The sequence below is a fragment of the Streptomyces sp. NBC_01446 genome (genome assembly GCF_026340095.1).
GTDB classification, from domain to species: Bacteria; Actinomycetota; Actinomycetes; order Streptomycetales; family Streptomycetaceae; genus Streptomyces; species Streptomyces aureus.
In genome coordinates this window covers 49,562-66,782 of record NZ_JAPEPO010000002.1, presented here as the reverse complement: position 1 = coordinate 66,782, position 17,221 = coordinate 49,562, and the positions used below count along the sequence as shown (strand labels likewise).

Sequence of the window (17,221 nt, the reverse complement as noted above, 5' to 3'; positions counted from 1 at the left end):
CCTCCGGATTCGCGGACCCTACAACCGCGCTCAGGACGCGGTCCGGTTCATGATGGTGTCGAAGACTTTCTCGGTTTCGCTTTCCATCCCGATGTCGAGGCGTTGGTTGACTGCGCGGAGGGTTTCGTATGCGGCGTTGACGCCGGCGCGGTTGCCTGCCTGGTCTTCGATGAGCATCCAGTCCTGGTAGAGGATTTCTGCGCTGTCGTCGATGTCGAGTCCGCGTGTGACGGCGCGTCGGGCGGCTGTGAGGTCCGGGCGTGGTGCGGTGCGGTGCCAGGTTGCCAGGGTGTGGGCGATGTCGGTGATGCGGACGAGTATTTCCTGGATGCGGGCGGCGGCCCAGGCCAGGTCGGCGCCGCCGAACGGGCGGCCGCGCACGAGGTCGAGTGCCGCTTCCAGGTCCGCGATGCCGGCACCGTCCTCCGGGCCTTTGGCGAGTCCGCGTTCGGCGAGTTGGGTGAACCGCGTCCAGTCGCAGCGGGCTGTGGGGGAGAGGCGGTAGGTGCCGGTGCGGTCCCGGGGAAGGTAGGGGTTTCCGTCGGGGTCGGTGCCCAGGCGGTTGCGTAGTTCGGAGATGCGGGACTGGAGCGTTGCTTTGGTCCAGGGCTTGCGTGGGTCCATGGCCTCGCGTGCGGCGTCGCCGGCACGTCACTCTGACAGACCCGCCGTGTGTCCGCCGGACCCGGTAGCCCAGCGGCCGGAGGCGCCTGTACGGGTGCGCCGGGCTGCCGCCGGTCACAGGTATTCGTTCAGGCGGCCGGGCGCAGGTCGCTCTTGCTGGGGACGGCGCCGGTGGCGTGCTTGAGGGCCTGGCGCGCGTCGACACCCCGATGTGAGGCCGCGTCGAGACGGAGCATGCCTTTGAAGGCCTCAGGGGTGAGCTTCGCCCAGTGCATACGCGCCCTGTGCTCCGGGAGACGTGCGGTGCTTTCGTATGCTTCGTTCATTGTTACGCCGAAACACTACGTTCTCAGCGGTATGGGCGTATGGTCGATTTTCATGGCAGATTCCCGGACCAATTCCGCGGCCGGTCCGCCCCCTGCGTTCGGCGCTGACCTTCATCTGGAGCTGCGCGGACCTGGGCTGCGCGCAGGGCTCACGGACGCCTTGAGGGAGGCCGTGCGCACGGGGCGTCTAGCGACCGGCAGTCGGCTGCCGGCCTCCCGCTCACTCGCCGCGGATCTTGGCGTCTCCCGAACCACCGTCGTTGACGCCTACGCCGACTTGGTCGCAGAGGGCTGGCTCACCGCCCGGCAGGGCTCCGGGACCCGGGTGGCCACCCGGGTCCCGGAGCCCTGCCGGGCCGCGCCCGACGCTCCTCGCGCGAGGTCGGACGAGCACCGTCCCAGGTATGGCCTGTGGACGGGTGAACCGGACCTCACGAACTTTCCGCGCACGCAGTGGCTCACCGCGGCCCGCCGGGCTCTGACCGCCGCGCCACACGACGCCTTCGGCTACGGCGACGCCCGCGGCCGGATGGAGCTGCGCACAGCACTCGCGGACTACCTGGCGCGGGCCCGCGGGGTGTACGCCGGGCCGGAGCGGATTGTCATCTGTTCCGGTTTCCACCACGGCCTGGCGCTGATGGCCCAGGCGCTCAGGGTGCGGCGGGTGCGGGCGGTGGCCGTCGAGGCCTACGGTCTCGACCTGTATCGCGACCTGCTGAGGAATGCCGGTCTGCACACTCCGCCCCTCTACGTCGACGAACACGGCGCGCGTATCGACGACCTCGCGCGACTGCGCGGGGTGGGCGCGGTGCTGCTGACTCCGGCGCACCAGTACCCGACGGGGGTCGCGCTCTGCCCGGAGCGGCGCACGGCGGCCGTCGAGTGGGCACGCGCCACTGGTGGCCTGATCCTGGAGGACGACTATGACGGGGAGTTCCGGTACGACCGTCAGCCGGTGGGTGCCCTGCAGGGCCTCGATCCGGAGCGGGTGGTGTACTTCGGTTCCGTGAGCAAGTCCCTGGCGCCGGGGGTACGGCTCGGATGGATGGTGCTGCCGGAGGAACTCATCCCGGAGATCGTGACGGCCAAAGGGCACGGCGACTACATGACGAGCGCCCTGGAGCAGCTGACACTCGCGGAATTCATCGCCTCGGGCGCGTACGACCGTCATGTGCGCTCGATGCGGCTGCGCTACCAGCGTCGCCGCGATGAGCTGGTCACTGCCCTGCGCCAGAGGGCTCCCGGCATTCGTGTGGCTGGCATGGCTGCAGGACTGCAGGCGGTCCTCGAGCTTCCGCGGGGAACCGAGAGTTCGGTGGTCCAGGCGGCGGCTCGGCAAGGGCTGGCCGTCCGGGGGTTGACGCAGTTCGGCTATGAAGTGGCGGACTGTGGGTGGCGGTTTCCCGAGCGGGACGCCCTGGTGGTCAACTATGCGGCGCCCTCGGACAGTGCGTGGGCGGGCGCGCTGGACGCGCTGTGCAGGGTGATGCCCTAGTGTGATGCGCCAGAAATGGCGACTCTAAGTATGTAGGCTGTTTTCATGGTGTCTCGGGGTCCTCGTGCTGTCGAAGTCGTGCTGTCCGCCGAGGAACGTGCGGAGTTGACGCGCTGGGCGGACGGCGCGGTATCGGCTCGTGCGGCGGCGCGGGCCCAGATCATCCTGGCCTGTGCGGACGGTGTGTCAAACACGGCTGTGGCAGCGGACTTCGGGGTGAGTGCGGCGACGGTACGCAAGTGGCGCTCCCGGTTCGCGGCCCAGCGGTTGGCAGGCCTGACGGATGCGCCGAGGCCGGGCCGGCGTAAGTCGGAGCTGGTGCTGTCCGAGGCCGAGCGGGCAGAGCTGACGCGCTGGACGCGGCGGGCGAAGACCGCGCAGTTCCTGGCGCTGCGGGCGAGGATCGTGCTGCGGTGCGCGGACGGCGGGACGAACAAGGAAATCGGTGCCGAACTCGGCATCGCGCACAACACGGTGAACCGTTGGCGCTCCAGGTTCGTCCGGCTGCGGCTGGACGGGCTGACGGATGAGCCGCGTCCCGGCAGGCCGCCCTCGATCCTGCTCGACCGGGTCGAGGACGTGCTCACCGCGACCCTGGAATCCACCCCGGGCAAGGACACGCACTGGTCGCGGGCCTCGATGGCCAAGCACTCCGGCCTGTCGAAGTCCACCATCGGCCGGATCTGGAAGAAGTTCGACCTCAAGCCACACCTGCAGGATGCGTTCAAGCTCTCCACCGACCCGCAGTTCATCGCCAAGGTCGTCGACGTCGTCGGTCTGTACCACCACCCGCCCGAGAAGGCGGTGGTGCTATGTGTGGACGAGAAGTCCCAGATCCAGGCCCTGGACCGCTCCCAGCCCGTCCTGCCGATGATGCCGGGCATGCCCGAGCGCCGCACCCACGACTACCACCGGCACGGCATCACCAGCCTGTTCGCCGCCTTCAACATCGCTGACGGCACCGTCATATCGGAACTCCACCGCCGCCACCGGGCCATCGAGTTCAAGAAGTTCCTGACCCGGATCGACAAGGCAGTGCCCATCGGCCTGGACGTGCACCTGGTGTGCGACAACTACGCCACCCACAACACCCCCGAGATCAAGACGTGGCTGGGCAAACACCCCCGCTTCCACGTCCACTTCACCCCCACCGGCTCCTCCTGGATGAACCAGGTCGAGCGGTGGTTCGGCCTGCTGACCGACAAACTCATCCGTCGCGGCGTCCACACCTCCGTCAAGGCTCTGGAGGACGACATCCGCGCATGGATCGAGGAGTGGAACCACGATCCCAAGCCCTTCACCTGGACCAAGACCGCCGACGAGATCCTGAACTCCCTCGCCGACTACCTCACCAAAATCAACCCACCAACCACCAATACGTGAAAGCTACTTAGAGTCGCCATTTCTGGCGCATCACACTAGTGCTGCCCCGCGCAAGTTCGTGGAGGGGTGTTGATCAGGGTGTCGGGTCGCCGAGGTAAAAGCCGCAGGCGCAGTCCAGGGCGTCTTCGGGTGAGCCGAAGGGCAGTCCGGTGGGCAGGAAGTTGTCCTCGTACTTGCCTCGGCTGGCGAGGTAGAGGGCGAAGCCCCAGGTGTGCAGGACGCCGGTGAAGCGCAGGCGGCACAGCGGCAGCGGTTCCTCCTCGCCCGGCAGTTCCCCTGCCACGTAGGCGAATCCGGAGCGGAAGCGCACCTGGACGCGGGCGAGCTGGGGCCAGCGTTCCTTGGCGCGGACGTTCAGACGGTGGCGCAGGTGATCCTGCATGGACTCGGGCGGATTCTTCGGCACGGGTCCATCCTGCTGGGTTACCCCCGCATACGCCATGATCATCACTTTGGTCGGGGTGGGCGAGGGTGTGGCCGGGATGGTCGAGGCGGTCGTGGTGGAGTTGGACGAGAGGGTGCGCGAGTGTCTGATCCGTACAGCGGTCTCCCTGAAAGCGCAGGTGCGGGCGGTGCTCCGGGCGCGGATTGTGCTGGCGGCGGGTGAGGGCCTGAGCAATGGGGCTATCGCGCGGGACCTGGCGGTCAGCGTGAACACGGTCCGTAAATGGCGCGGACGGTTCGCCGCTCTGGGCCGGGACGGGCTGAAGGACGCCGCCCGCTCGGGCCGGCCCAAGGCATACGGGCCCCAGGTGACGGTGGCGATCGTGGCCGCCGCCACCAGTGTGCCCCCGCACCCGGAAGCGACCTGGTCGCACCGCACGATCGCCGCCCAGGTCGCCGGCACTGTCTTCGCCACCATTTCTGCCTCCCAAGTCGGCCGGATCTTGGCCGACTTGGACCTCAAGCCGCACCGGGTCCGCGGCTGGCTCACCCGCCGAGACACCCCTGACTTCTGGGACCGTGTCGCGGACGTGTGCGACCTGTACCGCGACCCACCTGAAGGGGCGGTGGTGCTGTCCATCGACGAGAAGACCGCGATCGCCGCCCGCGCCAGGCGCCACCCCGGTCGTCCCGTCAGGCCAGGCGAGCCCGCTCGCGAGGAGTTCGAGTACCGACGCCACGGCACCGCCTCGCTGGTCGCCGCCCTGGACGTGCGCACCGGCGAGGTCCTCACCGAGATCATCGCCCGCAACGACGCAGCGACGTTCACCGCCTTCCTCGACCAGCTCGACACGGTCATCGCCCCAGACCAGGACATCCATGTCGTGCTGGACAACGGCTCCTCCCACACCGCCAAACACACCAAGGCGTGGCTCGCCGACCACCCGCGCTGGCACGTGCACTGGACCCCGCCGCACGCCTCCTGGCTCAACCAGATCGAGCTGTTCTTCTCCGTCCTGACCCGCCGCGTGCTGCGACACGGTGACTTCTCCAGCCGCGATGACCTCATCGACAAGCTGGAGAGTTACGTCATCGGCCGCAACGAGACCGCGAAGCCGTTCAGGTGGACCTATGACGGCAGCCCACTCAAGACCGCCTGATCAGGCCCAACACCCCTCCACGAACTTGCGCGGGGCAGCACTAGTAGGACTCCGTTAGGTCGCTCTGGTTCTTGGGTTCTGGCTGGTGGTGGGTGTTCTGGGTAGGGGGCGGTGGCAGGTGGTGCAGGTCCCGGTCCAGCAGTTCAGCAGGTCTTGGATGACGTCCAGGATCTGGTAGAGGGTGAGTCCGCTGTATCGGCTTTTGGGGCCAGGCGCTGTTCGGTGAGGAACGCGTGGGCGGCGGTGACCAGGGTGACGTGGTGGTGCCAGCCCATCCAGGAGCGTCCCTCGAAGTGGTCCAGGCCGAGGCCGTGTTTGAGTTCCCGGTAGTCATGCTCGATGCGCCAGCGGATCTTGGCGAGGCGGACCAGTTCGGCCAGCGGGGTATCGGCGGGCAGGTTGGACAGCCAGTAGCCGGTGGGTGCTTCGGCTCCAGCGGGCCATTCGACCAGCAGCGTCACCTCGGGCAGGACACCGTCCCAGCTGTCTGGGTCTGCGGCGGCGGCCTGGGCGAGGCGGCGAGATTTGGTCCCGGCTGGCCGCACTCGCAGGGACAGGAAATGCGAGTGCATCGGTCCACGGGAGCCTGCCCGCCAGGTCACCTCGGTGAAGGCCTGCCGACCGTGGCCGGCCGCGAGCGCGGCCACCGAGGACGGCTTGTCGCGGTAGCGGGGTTGGGGCTTGCGGCCGTTGCCCGACCAGGGCGGGGCAGTGGGCACCGCATCATGCGGATGGACGGTCACATCCGAGCGGACCGCCACCACGTAGCCGATGCTCCGACGCTCCAGCCCGTCGCGGAAGTCGGCGTTCTGCCCGTACCCGGCGTCGGCCACCAGCACCGGCGGAACGAGGCCCCATCCGGCCAGCTCATCGAGGGTGTCCAACGCCAGGCGCCACTTCTCCCGGTGCCCGATCTCCTCAGGGACCCCCGTCTTGCGCCGACGGACGGCATCGTCCGCCCACTCCTGGGGCACGAACAACCGCCACTGCAACGGACAGGACGCGGTGTCGGAGACCGCATGCACACTCACCGCGACTTGGCAGTTGGCCTGCTTGCCCAACGCCCCGCAGTACTGAGGCGCGACGGCCACCGACATCTTCCCGTCCTTGGGGAACGACACGTCATCGACCGCCCAGGCGTCCGGGCCGATCTGCGGCACCATCCGCTCCGCAATGCGCCGCCGCACCAGCACCGGATCCCAGGTCGACTGGTTCACAAACTGCTGCAGGTTCTGCTCGTTGCCGTCCGGCAGCCGCTCCGCCATAGCCTGGATCGACTTGCGGCGCCCGTCCAGCATCAGACCTCGCAGATAACAGTCGCCCTTGGCCCGCTGGTCCTTGCGCGGCACCGACGCGAACACGTCAGCCACGAATAACGCCAACTTGGCCCGAGCACGGTTCACTTCATGTGCGTCCACCCCTCCAACATGCTCCCGAACACGACCGAGAGGAAGACGTAACGGAGTCCTACTAGACGGGGTTCCGAGGCCGCAGCGGGCGCGCCGTTGTTTGGGTCGGGAGCGTTCCTGCGGAGTTTCGAGGTGCTGGGGCCGTCGGCCTCAATTGCCAGGCGGGGCCCGGCCGGAGTCGGCGCGATCTGTCGGGCCGGAAGCCGTGCTGTCACGGTCCCGTCATCCGTTCCGACGGACCTCTCCAGGTAGGCGAGTGCGCCGGCGGCCGTGTCGGCGATGAAGACCAGTTGTGCAAGGGGCAACGGCAGGAACCCCTGCTCGTCCATTCGCCGGAGCTGGAGTATTAGCCCGCCGTAGAAGCCCGCCGTGTTCCGCAGCACCACGGGCTGGTCGTACAGTCCGTGCTTCCTCAGCTCCAGGACCTCGGTCGCTTTGTCCAGCGTGCCCACGCCGCCTTGAAGGGCGGCCATGAGGCCGGTGGCGAGTTCTCCGGCGTCCGCGTTGGCACGGAGGACTCCCGAGGCCTTCATCCGCTCGAGCCCGGCATCGAGCAGTCCCTCCCAGGTGTCGAAGTGCCGGGCGATAGCCTTGCGCGCCTCTTCGTCCTGATCGGCCAGCTCGCTCGCAAGGGAGCCGAGCGGGCAGCCGTACGCTCCGTTTCGGAGCGCGTTGTGTTCGATCAGTGCGTCCCGCCAGCGCTCCAGCCCGCGGACGGCACACCAGGGTGTGGCCGGCCCTGCCGATGAGCTCCCCGAACTCGCGGGTCGGCTGGGTGTAGAGCTCGTCGAGGTTACTGGCTGAGAGGAAGACACCGATGTTCATCGGAGTGGGCGCTGGCAGCAGTGACCTGACCGTATGCGCGCGTCCGCCCATGCATGTGGACCATTGTCCGGGCGAAAGACCGGACCACTTCGCGCCGAACGGTCAGGCGGGCCCCTGGGCTCCGCCTGTTAGACCAGTTGCACCGGGAAGCCGGAGCGCCACGTCGCATGCTGGGGCCCCCACGCTCGGGAGCGGGTTAGTGTCCCCGCTCCGTAGATCGCGATCTTGTTTTGTCCGCAGAATTGGTCTGGGAATCTGTCATAGAAATGGACCAGACTCCGGTGCCGCTTGGTTCGTAGCGTTGCAGGCATGAGCACGAACGAAGCACACGGAAGGACAGCGTGCCCAGCGATAGCTCTCCTCGACGCGCAGGGGACGGTGGTCGGATGGTCGCAGGCCGCTCAGCAGCTCGTGGGCTACTCGGCCGTGGAGGTGGTGGGGCGGTCCGCCGGTGTCCTGTTGGTGACCGCTGACGACCGAGCAAAAGCTTCACAAGCCGCACAAGAGAGCACCCTCCGGGGCCGCTGGTCCGACCTCGCGCAGGTGCGCCACCGCGACGGCCGCATCATCGACGTGCGCCTGTGCGTGTCATCGCTGTCCGGGCAGGACGGCCTGGAGCGGTGGGTGGTCTATGCGACCGACAAGGCCTTGCTTCCCGCGTGGCCGGCCGAGGCCACAGTGGAGCCGCTCCTCGCTACGCTGCCGCTGCCGAGCCGCCTGCCCATCGGTGTCGTCATACGGGACACGCACCTGCGCTGCATCCAGGTAAACGACACCCAGGGCTCCAAGGACGGCATCCCTCTCCCCAAGCGGCTGGGCCGCAGGCTGACGGAGGCAGCACCCGGGACGGAGGCCGAAACGCTGGAGGCAGTGATGCACCGGGTGCTGGAGAGCGGGGACCCGGCGATGGAGGTGGACTACCAGGCCTTGCTGCCGGCGAATGTGCGAAGCAACCGCATATTGACGGCGTCCTTCTTCCGCCTCGACGACGCGCAGGGTCGCGCGCTGGGCGTGTGCAGTGTGAGCGTGGACGTCACCGACAGCCGACGGGCGCGAGAGCGTCTGGCCATCCTCGGCGCGGCCAGCAGGCGCATCGGCACGACTTTGGACGTCATGCAGACCGCGCAGGAACTGGCCGACCTCGCCCTTCCGTTCCTCGCGGACTACACCACTGTCGACCTGGCGGAGTCCGTCCCACTCGGCGAGGAGCCCTTGACCCATCTCGGCCCACAGGACGGGCGCATCCCCGTCTTCCGCCGTGCGGGCCTGGCCTCCATCCACCCGGGAACGCCGGAGTCCCTGTTCGCTCGCGGAGAGCCAGTCTTCGTCCCGCCCACTTCGCCCTTCACCGGTGTCCTGCGCTCCGGGAAATCCCACTTCGAGCCGATGCTGGACACATCCCCGGGCACATGGCTCGACCATCACGACCCGGCGCGGGCGAAGAAGTTCCGCGAGCACGCCATGCACTCGTTGATGGTCGTCCCGATCCACGCCCGGGGCGCAGTGCTGGGCGTGGCGGTCTTCGTGCGGACGGAGGACCCCAGGCCGTTCGAGGAGGACGACCTGCTCTTGGCCGAGGAACTCGTCAGCTGGGCAGCGCTGGCCCTGGACAACGCCCACCAATACGTGCGCGAACGTTCCGCGGCTCTCGCCCTGCAGCGCCTGCTGCACCCCCACCGCCCCACGGGCGGCTCCGCCGCTGATGTGGCCTGGCGCTACCTGCCGGCCGACAGCCACCACGGCATCGGGGGTGACTGGTTCGATGTGATCCCCCTCTCCGGCGCCCGCGTCGCCCTGGTCGTCGGCGACGTGGTCGGACATGGCATCAACGCGGCGGCGAAGATGGGCCAACTCCGCACCGCCATGCACACCCTCGCGGACATGGACATGCCTCCCGACGAAGTACTGTCCCGACTCGACGAGCAGGTCATCCGCTTCACCGAGGCGGAAGACCCCCGGAGCCCGGGCACCACCATGATGGCCGCCACGTGCCTGTATGCCGTCTATGACCCGGTCACCCGCACCTGCACCATGGCACGGGCCGGCCATCCCCCGCCCGCGATCATCGACCCGTACGGCCACGTCACCTTCCCCGACGTGCCCGCCGGAGCACCGCTCGGTCTGGGACTGGTCCCCTTCGAGTCCGTAACGTTGGAACTCGCCGAAGGGAGCGTGCTCGCCCTCTACACCGACGGTCTGATCGAGGCCCGCGACCAGGACATCAGCGCCGGCATGAACCGTTTGCGCGCGGTCCTCGCACGGCCCGACCTCACACTGGACGATCTGTGCTCTTCCACGGTGGACGCACTGCGGGCCAAGCCGCCGAGCGACGATGTCACTCTGCTTCTCGCACGGACCCGCTCGCTGAGCGCAGACCAGGTTGCCTCCTGGCAGTTCCCCAGCGACCCCGCCGTCGTCAGCCGTGCCCGAAGGCTCGCTGCCCGGCAGCTCACCCAGTGGGGACTGGAACACCTAGCCGAGTCCACAGAGCTGATCGTCAGCGAACTGCTCACCAACGCCATCATCCACAGCAACGGCGACTGCAGCAGCGACTGCAACAGCGACCGCACGATCGGCCTACGCCTCATCCGGCACGAGATGCTGACCTGCGAAGTCTTCGACGCCACCCACAGCCACCCGCTTGTGCGACACCCCCGCACCACCGACGAACACGGCCGCGGCCTCTTCCTCGTCACCCAACTGTCCCGCCGATGGGGAACCCGCCACATCTCCGACGGCAAACTCATCTGGGCTGATCAGCAACTGCCAGCCAGTGCGTGAAACCACTTACCCGCCCGACTCAAGCGCTTGGAGGCCAGTGCCTGTGCCCCGAGAAGACCGACAACTCGTACGCACCTTTTATGTGGCTGGAGAGCGGACGTACGCTCCCACGCCGCGCCAGCGGCAGCCCGGTGTTGGGGTGGAAAGTCCCATCCGGCCTTCCCGCCTTGTCGCCAAACTCCAACGACTACATCGGAGGTTTCGTGAAACTCGGACTTCGTCCGCCCCAGAGATTGGGAGCGGATCTGCAACGTGGTCGAAGCAGCCAGAATGGCCGAAGCGGCCGGCTACGGCAGTTTGTGGACGTACGAACGGCTGCTCTTCCCGGTGCCCTGTGCCCTGATGCAGCTCGGTGTGCGTACCGAGCGGCGACGCTTCATTGCCGTGCCCGCCGAACCTGGGAGAACAATGCAGAGCAGACCGCCTTTGCAGGCGACTAGGGCACCGAGCGGATGGCGGGGCTACCGATGGGTGACCCTGTGGTCCGTGCCGATCGTGGCGGTTCCGGTGGCCGACTGGTTCCTGCCGCCGGACATCCACCTCGCCCATCTGCTGGTCATCCCGCTCGCGCTCGCCGCCGCCTTCGCCGATACCCGCCGTACTGCCGTCACCGCTCTGCTCGCCCTGGCGGCGCTGGTCGTCGCGGGAGCCGAGCGCAGCACGCTGACCACCGAGAACGTACTCGTGCAGATGCTGTCCATGGTGCTGTTCTCGGTGCTGCTCCTGACCGCCACCCGTCTGCGCGAGCAGCATCAGCGCCAGCTGGCCATTGTGCGCCAGGTCTCGGAAGCCGCGCAGTCCGTGCTGCTGCGGCCACTGCCGCGACGCGCGGGAGCGGTGTCCCTGGCGTCGACGTACGTGGCCGCCGAGGCCGAAGCCCGTATCGGTGGAGACCTGTACGCACTGGTCCGCGCGCCTGGCGCCACCCGGCTGATCATCGGGGATGCGCGCGGCAAGGGGCTCGGGGCCATCGGGGACATCGGGACCGTCCTCGGTGCCTTCCGCTTCAACGCGCACCGGCACTCCACACTGTCCGGGCTCGCGTCCGCCCTGGAGTCCGATGTGCGCTGGGACCTGGGCCAGGCACACTGCGGGGATCCTGACGAATGGCTCGGTGAACGCTTCGTCACGGCGGCCGTGCTGGAGATCCCGGACGACCAGCCCTGTGCCCGTCTGATCAGTTTCGGCCATCTGCCGCCGCTCCTGCTGCACGGGGGGCACGTCACGCCCCTGGAAGTCAGCGCTCCCGCTCCCCCGCTGGGTCTTGGCGCCCTGACGGAGACCGAGTACGCCCCATTGGCCTTCCGTTTCGCCCCGGGCGACCGGCTGGTGCTGTACACGGACGGAGTCACTGAGGCCCGGGACTGCATGGGCAGCTTCTACCCCCTCGTGGAGCGGGTGACGGCTTGGGCCGATCAGCGTCCGGATGCGCTCGTGCGCCGGATCGGCGCGGACCTGCGGGCGCATACGGGCGGGCCCCTCGCCGACGACATGGCCCTGATCGTGCTGCAGCGCGAGAGGGCGCGTGTCCGGGCCCGGCTCTCCGAGAACCGGTGGGTTTCGTGACGAAGGTGCGGCCCGTTTGAGGAAAAGTGGCGACGGCGCCTGGTCACCCGGCGGCCACAGGATCAAAGCGGAACTCGCGGAGAAGACCTGGGTATGCTGGGGTTCTGCGACCCGTCGATGGCCAGGCCGTCACGATGTCGCTTCCTCCGGCAGCAGGGCCTTCTACCAGCAGTTCCTGCAACAGATCGAGGATGCCAACCCGGGCGAGATCTGGGTCGTCACCGACAACCTGTCCAGTCGTAGCAGCATGTCCACGCGGGCCTGGCTCGAGGGCCGTTCCCGTATCCACCACGCCTTCGTCCCCGTCGGTGCGTGCTGGCTCAACCTGCAGGAAGGCTGGTGGCGCATCTTCCGCGAAGCCGCCCTCGCCGGCCGATCATTCGCCAACCGCGACGACATCACCTATGCCACCGCCCTGGCAAGCAACCAACTCAACTCCCGTGCGCACCCATGGATCTGGGGCAGACCCACACCACCAACTCGCCCATTACGGCGCCGATATGTGTACTCCGTTTGGGGAATCCAGCACTAACCGCCAAGCCACGCGGTGGGGGCAGGCCTCCCGAGCCCGGGAGGCCTGCCCCCACCCCCTTCCACGGCAGCCACACCATCCGCACACTTCCCTCCGGGCCGGTCCTGGGAATCGTGCCTGGCGCCGAGTACCTCGAGGAGACCTTCACTTTGGAAGAGGGCACCGCGCTGGTCATGGTCACCGATGGTGTGGTCGAAGGGCCGCGCCTGACCCTGGAAGCCGGACTGGAGCGAGCGGGAGCGCTGGCCGGTGGAGCCCTCCAGGACCGGCTCGGCGTCGAGGCGACCGCAGACCGGATACTCGACGCGGTGGCCGCGGTGGACCACCTCGACGACGTGGCCGTGCTGGTCATCCGACGCGCATGAGACTCGATGCGCCTCCGTGGGAGGGAAGCCGCCCTCCGGCCCGAAACGCCGGGTGGCCAAGCCTGTCTCACCCCTCCAGGGCGAAGCTGGCGAGCGCTCGGTGGGTTGCCGGGATGCTTCGAGCGGCCCGCCCGGCCCCGAGGTCCGAGAACGGAGGCCGACGCTCCTGCCCTCTTCCACAACGAGCAGAAGCGGCCGTTCTCGTCGACGGACCATGTGCCCTCTGTCTTGATGTCCGCCTTCGACGTAGCGGGTGGCTCCGTCGGGGGCGAAGAACTATCTCGCGCCGTCGCTGTAGACGAGGCTTCCAGCGGTGACAGCGGTCGGTATCTGCTCTGGTGGCGCCGGTGCGCCGTCTTCAGCGGACCGAGGTTCGTGAGCACTCTATGGTTCTCCTGTCGCGGCCCAGCACGCGGGGAGGGACGTTGGGCTCGTGCGGAGGGCGTTCGGGACCGACAGCGCTGCTGCCACACAGCTCGTGCGCGACGCCGGTACCTCCGCTCCCTGCCGGCCTTACTCTTCACGGGTGGGCCACTGGGTCAGCGAGACCCTGCCGGCGCTCGAGGCGACGCGCCGCCGAGGCTTCCGCGTCATGCCACGGTTTTAAGGGACCTTGGGCAGCCGCCATTCCGGGCGGATGCGGTGGCAGGTGTACCCGTACGGATAGCGCTGCAGATAGTCCTGGTGCTCTGGCTCCGCCTTCCAGAAGGCGCCGGCGGGCGTCACCTCCGTGACGACCTTCCGCGGCCACAGGCCGGAGGCGTCGACCTCGGCGATCGTGGCGTCTGCGACGCGCCGCTGCTCATCATCGAGATAGAAGATGGCCGACCGGTAACTCAAGCCGGCGTCATTGCCCTGCCGGTTCAGCGTGGTGGGGTCATGTACCTGGAAGAAGAACTCGAGGAGGGCCCGGTAGTCCGTCCGTGCCGGGTCGTAGGTGATCTCGATGGCCTCCGCATGGCTGCCGTGGTTGCGGTAGGTCGGGTTCGCCGTCTCGCCCCCCGTATAGCCGACACGACCAACGCTCGATCGGAACACCTATCGGGCTGAGGATGGGTTCACCAACGCCGATGTCGCGCTGGCCGTCGTCGCCAACGTTCAGCAGCAGACGGCCCAGCATGAGCAGGCCGAGGCTGGCGATCGCGGTGAGCCGTCGGCCCAGATGCTTGGACAGTTAGCAGGGCTCCCGTACCGGGCTCGGGCGGGTGTCCACCAGGGTGGGCGCATGTCGGGCACACAGTTTGGGCCGTCTCCCACGGGGCGCGACGTGGACCCGAGGTCTGACGAGGTCCGACAACGACCCGGGCTTCTTGGACCGGAGCGCCTATTCTGGGAATACAACGGATACAGCCTCTACGGAGATCTCTCGCAAGAAGAGCGAGAGGGTAGGCCTCATCCCGGGAATCAGGCGAACCCGGACGTGTACCGTCCCTCGAACGTCCCCCCGCGATTCACCGCCGGCGACATCGCCTTGGCACCTGTGAGCCGCGAGACGTCGTAGGTGGCACGGTAGGTGGGCGGGCAGAAAGACCAAAACCGCCCTTGATCGTCTACTCCCCCCTCTCTGGACGATTGGCTCCCTTTCTCGACGTAGGTGGTGCGCCCGTCGTGAGTGAACACCTGTGTTGTCCCGTCGGTGTAGGTGAATGGTGCTCTCGTCACCGCTTCCGCGATGTCGGCTGCATTGATGCGGTCGCCGTGGCTTACCGCAGGTCCCTCAGTCCTAGACATGACAGGCTCCAATCGGGAGGTGCGTCGCCCAGGAGCAGACAGGTGCAACGTTGACGACTTCAGACCCAGGGCGCGCTTCGCGCTGCTCGCACTGTCGAACCCTGCCGACCAGCGCCGCAACACAGGATCATCCGCTGATGCTTGTCGAACGGTGCTCCGCCATCCTAACGTGGACGCGATCGTCCAGTTCCGTCGGCTTCAAGCAGTGGCGCATCCATCGGCGCCACAGGGCGGAGCGCGCGGCAGCGAGCGGCGGTTGCAGGACGCGAGTGAGAAGCAAGAAACCCAAGTCTGCACAGGCCTTTCTCGTCGCGGACGGGGCGGGGTCGGCGTCGCGCGTAGATGCATCGGGGCTGTGGCCGGGCAAGTCTCTAACGACGATCAAGCCCGCCGGCCCGACCTGCCGGGCGACATGGCTCCGTTCTAATGTGGACTTGAAGGTCCAGTTACGACCGGACCGTGCATGCCGCGCTGGCAAAGACTGGATGCAGGGAGGTGCCGAATGAAGGCGATTGTGGTGACGGACCAGGCCGCGGGAACGGCCGGGATGATGCTGGAAGAGCGCCCGGAGCCGGAGGCTGGCGGGAATGACGTTCTCGTTGAGGCTCACGCGTCGGGATTCACCCCCGGTGAGCTGACGTGGCCCGGGACCTGGACCGATCGGCTCGGCCGTGACCGGACGCCGTCGATCCCTGGGCACGAGGTTGCAGGGGTGGTCAGCGCTCTTGGCTATGGCACGAGGGGCCTGTCGGTGGGACAGCGGGTGTTCGGGCTCGCGGAGTGGACTCGCGACGGCACCCTGGCGGAGTACGTGGCCGTCGAGGCGCGTAACCTCGCGCCGCTGCCGGGGGATGTCGACTTCACCGTGGGCGCGAGCCTGCCGATCTCGGGTCTGACCGCGTGGCAGGGGCTGTTCGTGCACGGCCGATTTGAGGTGGGGCAGAGCGTCCTCGTGCACGGCGCGGCCGGTGGCGTCGGCTCGATGGTGACGCAGCTCGCCCGTGAGGCCGGTGCCTACGTCATCGGCACCGGACGTGCTGCCGATCGGCAGACCGCCCTCGACTTCGGCGCGAAGGAATTCGTCGATCTCGACAACGAGGCACTGGAAGGCATCGGTGGAGTCGATCTGGTCTTCGACGTGATCGGCGGTGACATCGGCAAGCGGTCAACAGGCCTGGTCCGAGCCGGAGGGAAGCTGGTGACGATCGCCGGCCCGCCCGAGGTGCAGCCGAAGGAAGGCCTGGCGGTCGACTTCGTCGTCGAGGCCGATCGAACGCAGTTGGGTGAGATCGTCCAGCGGGTCCGGGATGGTCGGTTGCAGACGAACATCGCCCAGGTCGCGGACCTCGACGAGGCCGTTGCCGCTTTCAACCCCACCGAGCGGGTCAAGGGGAAGACGATCATCCGTGTTCGCCCGTAAGCGCACGGCGTACCCCCGAACCGGCAAGCAACGAAGGCACACGCCCATGACCGAGCCAACCGAACGGACCCGCTACGCCATCGAGTACCCCGACGAGGCCGGACACCCCGACGAGAAGGGCACCCTCGGTCAGGACCAGGTCGTCCTCGTCGACGAGGTGATCGATCATCCCCACGCCCCCGCGTTCGACTTCTACGTCGTCAACGACGAGAAAGCCGGTATCTACGAGGCCATCGTCGGCGACACCGAGATCGCCGGCCTGCCCTACAACGTCGCCGGCGACGACCGACTCGTGCTCATGGCCACCTCAGTGCTCCCCGAGTACCGCAGACAGGGCGTCGCCACCGAGCTGATCCGACGCGTCCTCGACGACGTGCGCGCGCGAGGAATGACAGTCACCATCACGTGTCCGATCGTGCGCACCTTCATCGAGCACAACCCCGAGTATGCGGACCTCATCGACCCTCAGCGCCCGGCGGCGACCACAGGGTCGCACCAGTCCTGAACCAACCCGCTGGGCTCCGCTGACAGAAGGTGTTCGACAGTGACGACCAACATCGAGGCCGAGGCGGCCTTTCGTGAAGAGAACAACGCGGCCCTCATCGCTGCTCTGGACGAGACCGGTCTCCGTGAGGCCGAGTCCGCCTGGGAGGTCGATATCGCCAACGACGCGGAGCGCGGTCGCTGGACCGCGTCCCTCGGTCCCGAAGCGATCGCAGAACTCCAATATCGGTTCGTCGGCGGCCGCGTCGTACTGTTGACGACCTGGGTCGACCCCGCCTACCGCCACAAGCGGGTAGCCACGGAGCTCATCGCTCGCGTGCTGAACGAGATCCGCGAGAGCGGAAAGAAGATCACCATCATCTGCCCGGTTGTGGGCGAGTTTATTGCCCGCCACCCGCAATACCTCGATCTCATCGACAAGGTTCATCCGGGCTCCGGCGCCCACCCACACGAACCCGCAGACGGGCTGGACCACCAGCACGGTCCCGCGGGCGGGCCGGACGACGAGAGGCAGATCGCCGCGCTCGAGCACGACTGGATGTAGCCGTCCGTCTTTCAAACGTGCTTCGAGTCGTCCAGCGAGTCCGGAGATGGCCGGCGCGGACGAGCATCGTCAGCGCCACGATCGCGCCGATGCCGTCGGCGCCTTCAACCCGACTGAACGAAATAAGGGCAAGGAAAACCATCCGGGTTCGTCCACCTGGACGCGGAGAGAA

Annotated in this window: 14 protein-coding genes and 3 pseudogenes; 10 read left to right on the top strand and 7 right to left on the bottom strand. The window is 67.8% G+C overall.

The genetic code is table 11. The features are described from left to right. Positions 1-30: 30 nt before the first annotated feature. Both OG456_RS37670 and OG456_RS37665 read right to left on the bottom strand, forming a co-directional pair. Positions 31-624: a bacterial transcriptional activator domain-containing protein gene (locus OG456_RS37670; RefSeq protein ID WP_266569629.1), complete on the bottom strand. Its 594-nt coding sequence runs from the start codon at positions 622-624 to the stop codon at positions 31-33. A 128-nt stretch (positions 625-752) separates the two neighbouring features. Then, positions 753-899 carry a hypothetical protein gene (locus OG456_RS37665; RefSeq protein WP_266569628.1) on the bottom strand — a complete coding sequence of 49 codons (147 nt, stop codon included), beginning with the start codon at positions 897-899 and terminating at the stop codon, positions 753-755. A gap of 103 nt (positions 900-1,002) precedes the next feature. Here OG456_RS37665 and OG456_RS37660 point away from each other — a divergent pair, with 103 nt between their 5' ends. Further along, entirely contained in the window at positions 1,003-2,445 is a 1,443-nt protein-coding gene (locus OG456_RS37660; RefSeq protein ID WP_266569627.1) for a PLP-dependent aminotransferase family protein, read from the top strand. A 45-nt stretch (positions 2,446-2,490) separates the two neighbouring features. Further along, on the top strand, positions 2,491-3,828 hold the full coding sequence (locus OG456_RS37655) for an IS630 family transposase (RefSeq protein ID WP_266569626.1): 1,338 nt from the start codon (positions 2,491-2,493) through the stop codon (positions 3,826-3,828). A 73-nt stretch (positions 3,829-3,901) separates the two neighbouring features. On the opposite strand, the gene OG456_RS37650 is transcribed toward OG456_RS37655, so the two are convergent. Beyond that, positions 3,902-4,234 (bottom strand): hypothetical protein, encoded by a 333-nt coding sequence (locus OG456_RS37650; protein WP_266569625.1) that lies wholly within the window; start codon positions 4,232-4,234, stop codon positions 3,902-3,904. 34 nt (positions 4,235-4,268) lie between these two features. Here OG456_RS37650 and OG456_RS37645 point away from each other — a divergent pair, with 34 nt between their 5' ends. Next, the gene (locus tag OG456_RS37645) at positions 4,269-5,372 is read left to right on the top strand and encodes an IS630 family transposase (RefSeq protein ID WP_266569624.1); all 1,104 of its coding nucleotides are present in this window, start codon (positions 4,269-4,271) and stop codon (positions 5,370-5,372) included. Positions 5,373-5,515: 143 nt separating this feature from the next. On the opposite strand, the gene OG456_RS37640 is transcribed toward OG456_RS37645, so the two are convergent. The 3 genes and pseudogenes from OG456_RS37640 to OG456_RS37630 all read right to left on the bottom strand — a co-directional run. Next, positions 5,516-6,790: an IS701 family transposase gene (locus OG456_RS37640; protein WP_266564082.1), complete on the bottom strand. Its 1,275-nt coding sequence runs from the start codon at positions 6,788-6,790 to the stop codon at positions 5,516-5,518. A 221-nt stretch (positions 6,791-7,011) separates the two neighbouring features. Further along, positions 7,012-7,488, bottom strand: a pseudogene (locus tag OG456_RS37635) (LOG family protein); the annotation flags it as partial. 13 nt (positions 7,489-7,501) lie between these two features. Beyond that, positions 7,502-7,606: pseudogene (locus OG456_RS37630) on the bottom strand (TIGR00730 family Rossman fold protein); the annotation flags it as partial. A 309-nt stretch (positions 7,607-7,915) separates the two neighbouring features. Between OG456_RS37630 and OG456_RS37625 the strand changes: the two are divergent. From OG456_RS37625 to OG456_RS37610, 4 genes are all read left to right on the top strand, one after another. Next, on the top strand, positions 7,916-10,387 hold the full coding sequence (locus tag OG456_RS37625; protein ID WP_266569623.1) for a SpoIIE family protein phosphatase: 2,472 nt from the start codon (positions 7,916-7,918) through the stop codon (positions 10,385-10,387). Between the two features lie 486 nt (positions 10,388-10,873). After that, entirely contained in the window at positions 10,874-11,953 is a 1,080-nt protein-coding gene (locus OG456_RS37620) for a PP2C family protein-serine/threonine phosphatase (protein ID WP_266569622.1), read from the top strand. 16 nt (positions 11,954-11,969) lie between these two features. After that, positions 11,970-12,485, top strand: coding sequence for a transposase (locus tag OG456_RS37615; RefSeq protein WP_323136424.1), 516 nt, complete (start codon positions 11,970-11,972; stop codon positions 12,483-12,485). Next, positions 12,404-12,850: a SpoIIE family protein phosphatase gene (locus tag OG456_RS37610; protein ID WP_266569620.1), complete on the top strand. Its 447-nt coding sequence runs from the start codon at positions 12,404-12,406 to the stop codon at positions 12,848-12,850. The genes OG456_RS37615 and OG456_RS37610 overlap by 82 nt, the downstream gene beginning before the upstream one ends. 603 nt (positions 12,851-13,453) lie before the next feature. Here the strand turns inward: OG456_RS37610 and msrA are convergent. After that, a pseudogene (msrA, locus tag OG456_RS37605) lies at positions 13,454-13,867 on the bottom strand (peptide-methionine (S)-S-oxide reductase MsrA); the annotation flags it as partial. A gap of 1,216 nt (positions 13,868-15,083) precedes the next feature. Here msrA and OG456_RS37600 point away from each other — a divergent pair. From OG456_RS37600 to OG456_RS37590, 3 genes are read left to right on the top strand one after another with little or no spacing between them, the layout of a single operon-like run. Next, positions 15,084-16,001 (top strand): NADP-dependent oxidoreductase, encoded by a 918-nt coding sequence (locus OG456_RS37600; RefSeq protein WP_266569618.1) that lies wholly within the window; start codon positions 15,084-15,086, stop codon positions 15,999-16,001. 46 nt (positions 16,002-16,047) lie between these two features. Further along, positions 16,048-16,506 carry a GNAT family N-acetyltransferase gene (locus OG456_RS37595; protein WP_266569617.1) on the top strand — a complete coding sequence of 153 codons (459 nt, stop codon included), beginning with the start codon at positions 16,048-16,050 and terminating at the stop codon, positions 16,504-16,506. A gap of 39 nt (positions 16,507-16,545) precedes the next feature. Beyond that, positions 16,546-17,049: a GNAT family N-acetyltransferase gene (locus OG456_RS37590; RefSeq protein WP_266569616.1), complete on the top strand. Its 504-nt coding sequence runs from the start codon at positions 16,546-16,548 to the stop codon at positions 17,047-17,049. Positions 17,050-17,221: the final 172 nt, after the last annotated feature.

Bases quoted from the DNA above. Each gene is read 5' to 3' on its own strand.
- OG456_RS37670 (WP_266569629.1), bottom strand. From the start codon at position 624: ATGGACCCACGCAAGCCCTGGACCAAAGCAACGCTCCAGTCCCGCATC.
- OG456_RS37665 (WP_266569628.1), bottom strand. From the start codon at position 899: ATGCACTGGGCGAAGCTCACCCCTGAGGCCTTCAAAGGCATGCTCCGT.
- OG456_RS37660 (WP_266569627.1), top strand. From the start codon at position 1,003: ATGGCAGATTCCCGGACCAATTCCGCGGCCGGTCCGCCCCCTGCGTTC.
- OG456_RS37655 (WP_266569626.1), top strand. From the start codon at position 2,491: ATGGTGTCTCGGGGTCCTCGTGCTGTCGAAGTCGTGCTGTCCGCCGAG.
- OG456_RS37645 (WP_266569624.1), top strand. From the start codon at position 4,269: ATGATCATCACTTTGGTCGGGGTGGGCGAGGGTGTGGCCGGGATGGTC.
- OG456_RS37625 (WP_266569623.1), top strand. From the start codon at position 7,916: ATGAGCACGAACGAAGCACACGGAAGGACAGCGTGCCCAGCGATAGCT.
- OG456_RS37610 (WP_266569620.1), top strand. From the start codon at position 12,404: ATGGATCTGGGGCAGACCCACACCACCAACTCGCCCATTACGGCGCCG.
- OG456_RS37600 (WP_266569618.1), top strand. From the start codon at position 15,084: ATGAAGGCGATTGTGGTGACGGACCAGGCCGCGGGAACGGCCGGGATG.
- OG456_RS37595 (WP_266569617.1), top strand. From the start codon at position 16,048: ATGACCGAGCCAACCGAACGGACCCGCTACGCCATCGAGTACCCCGAC.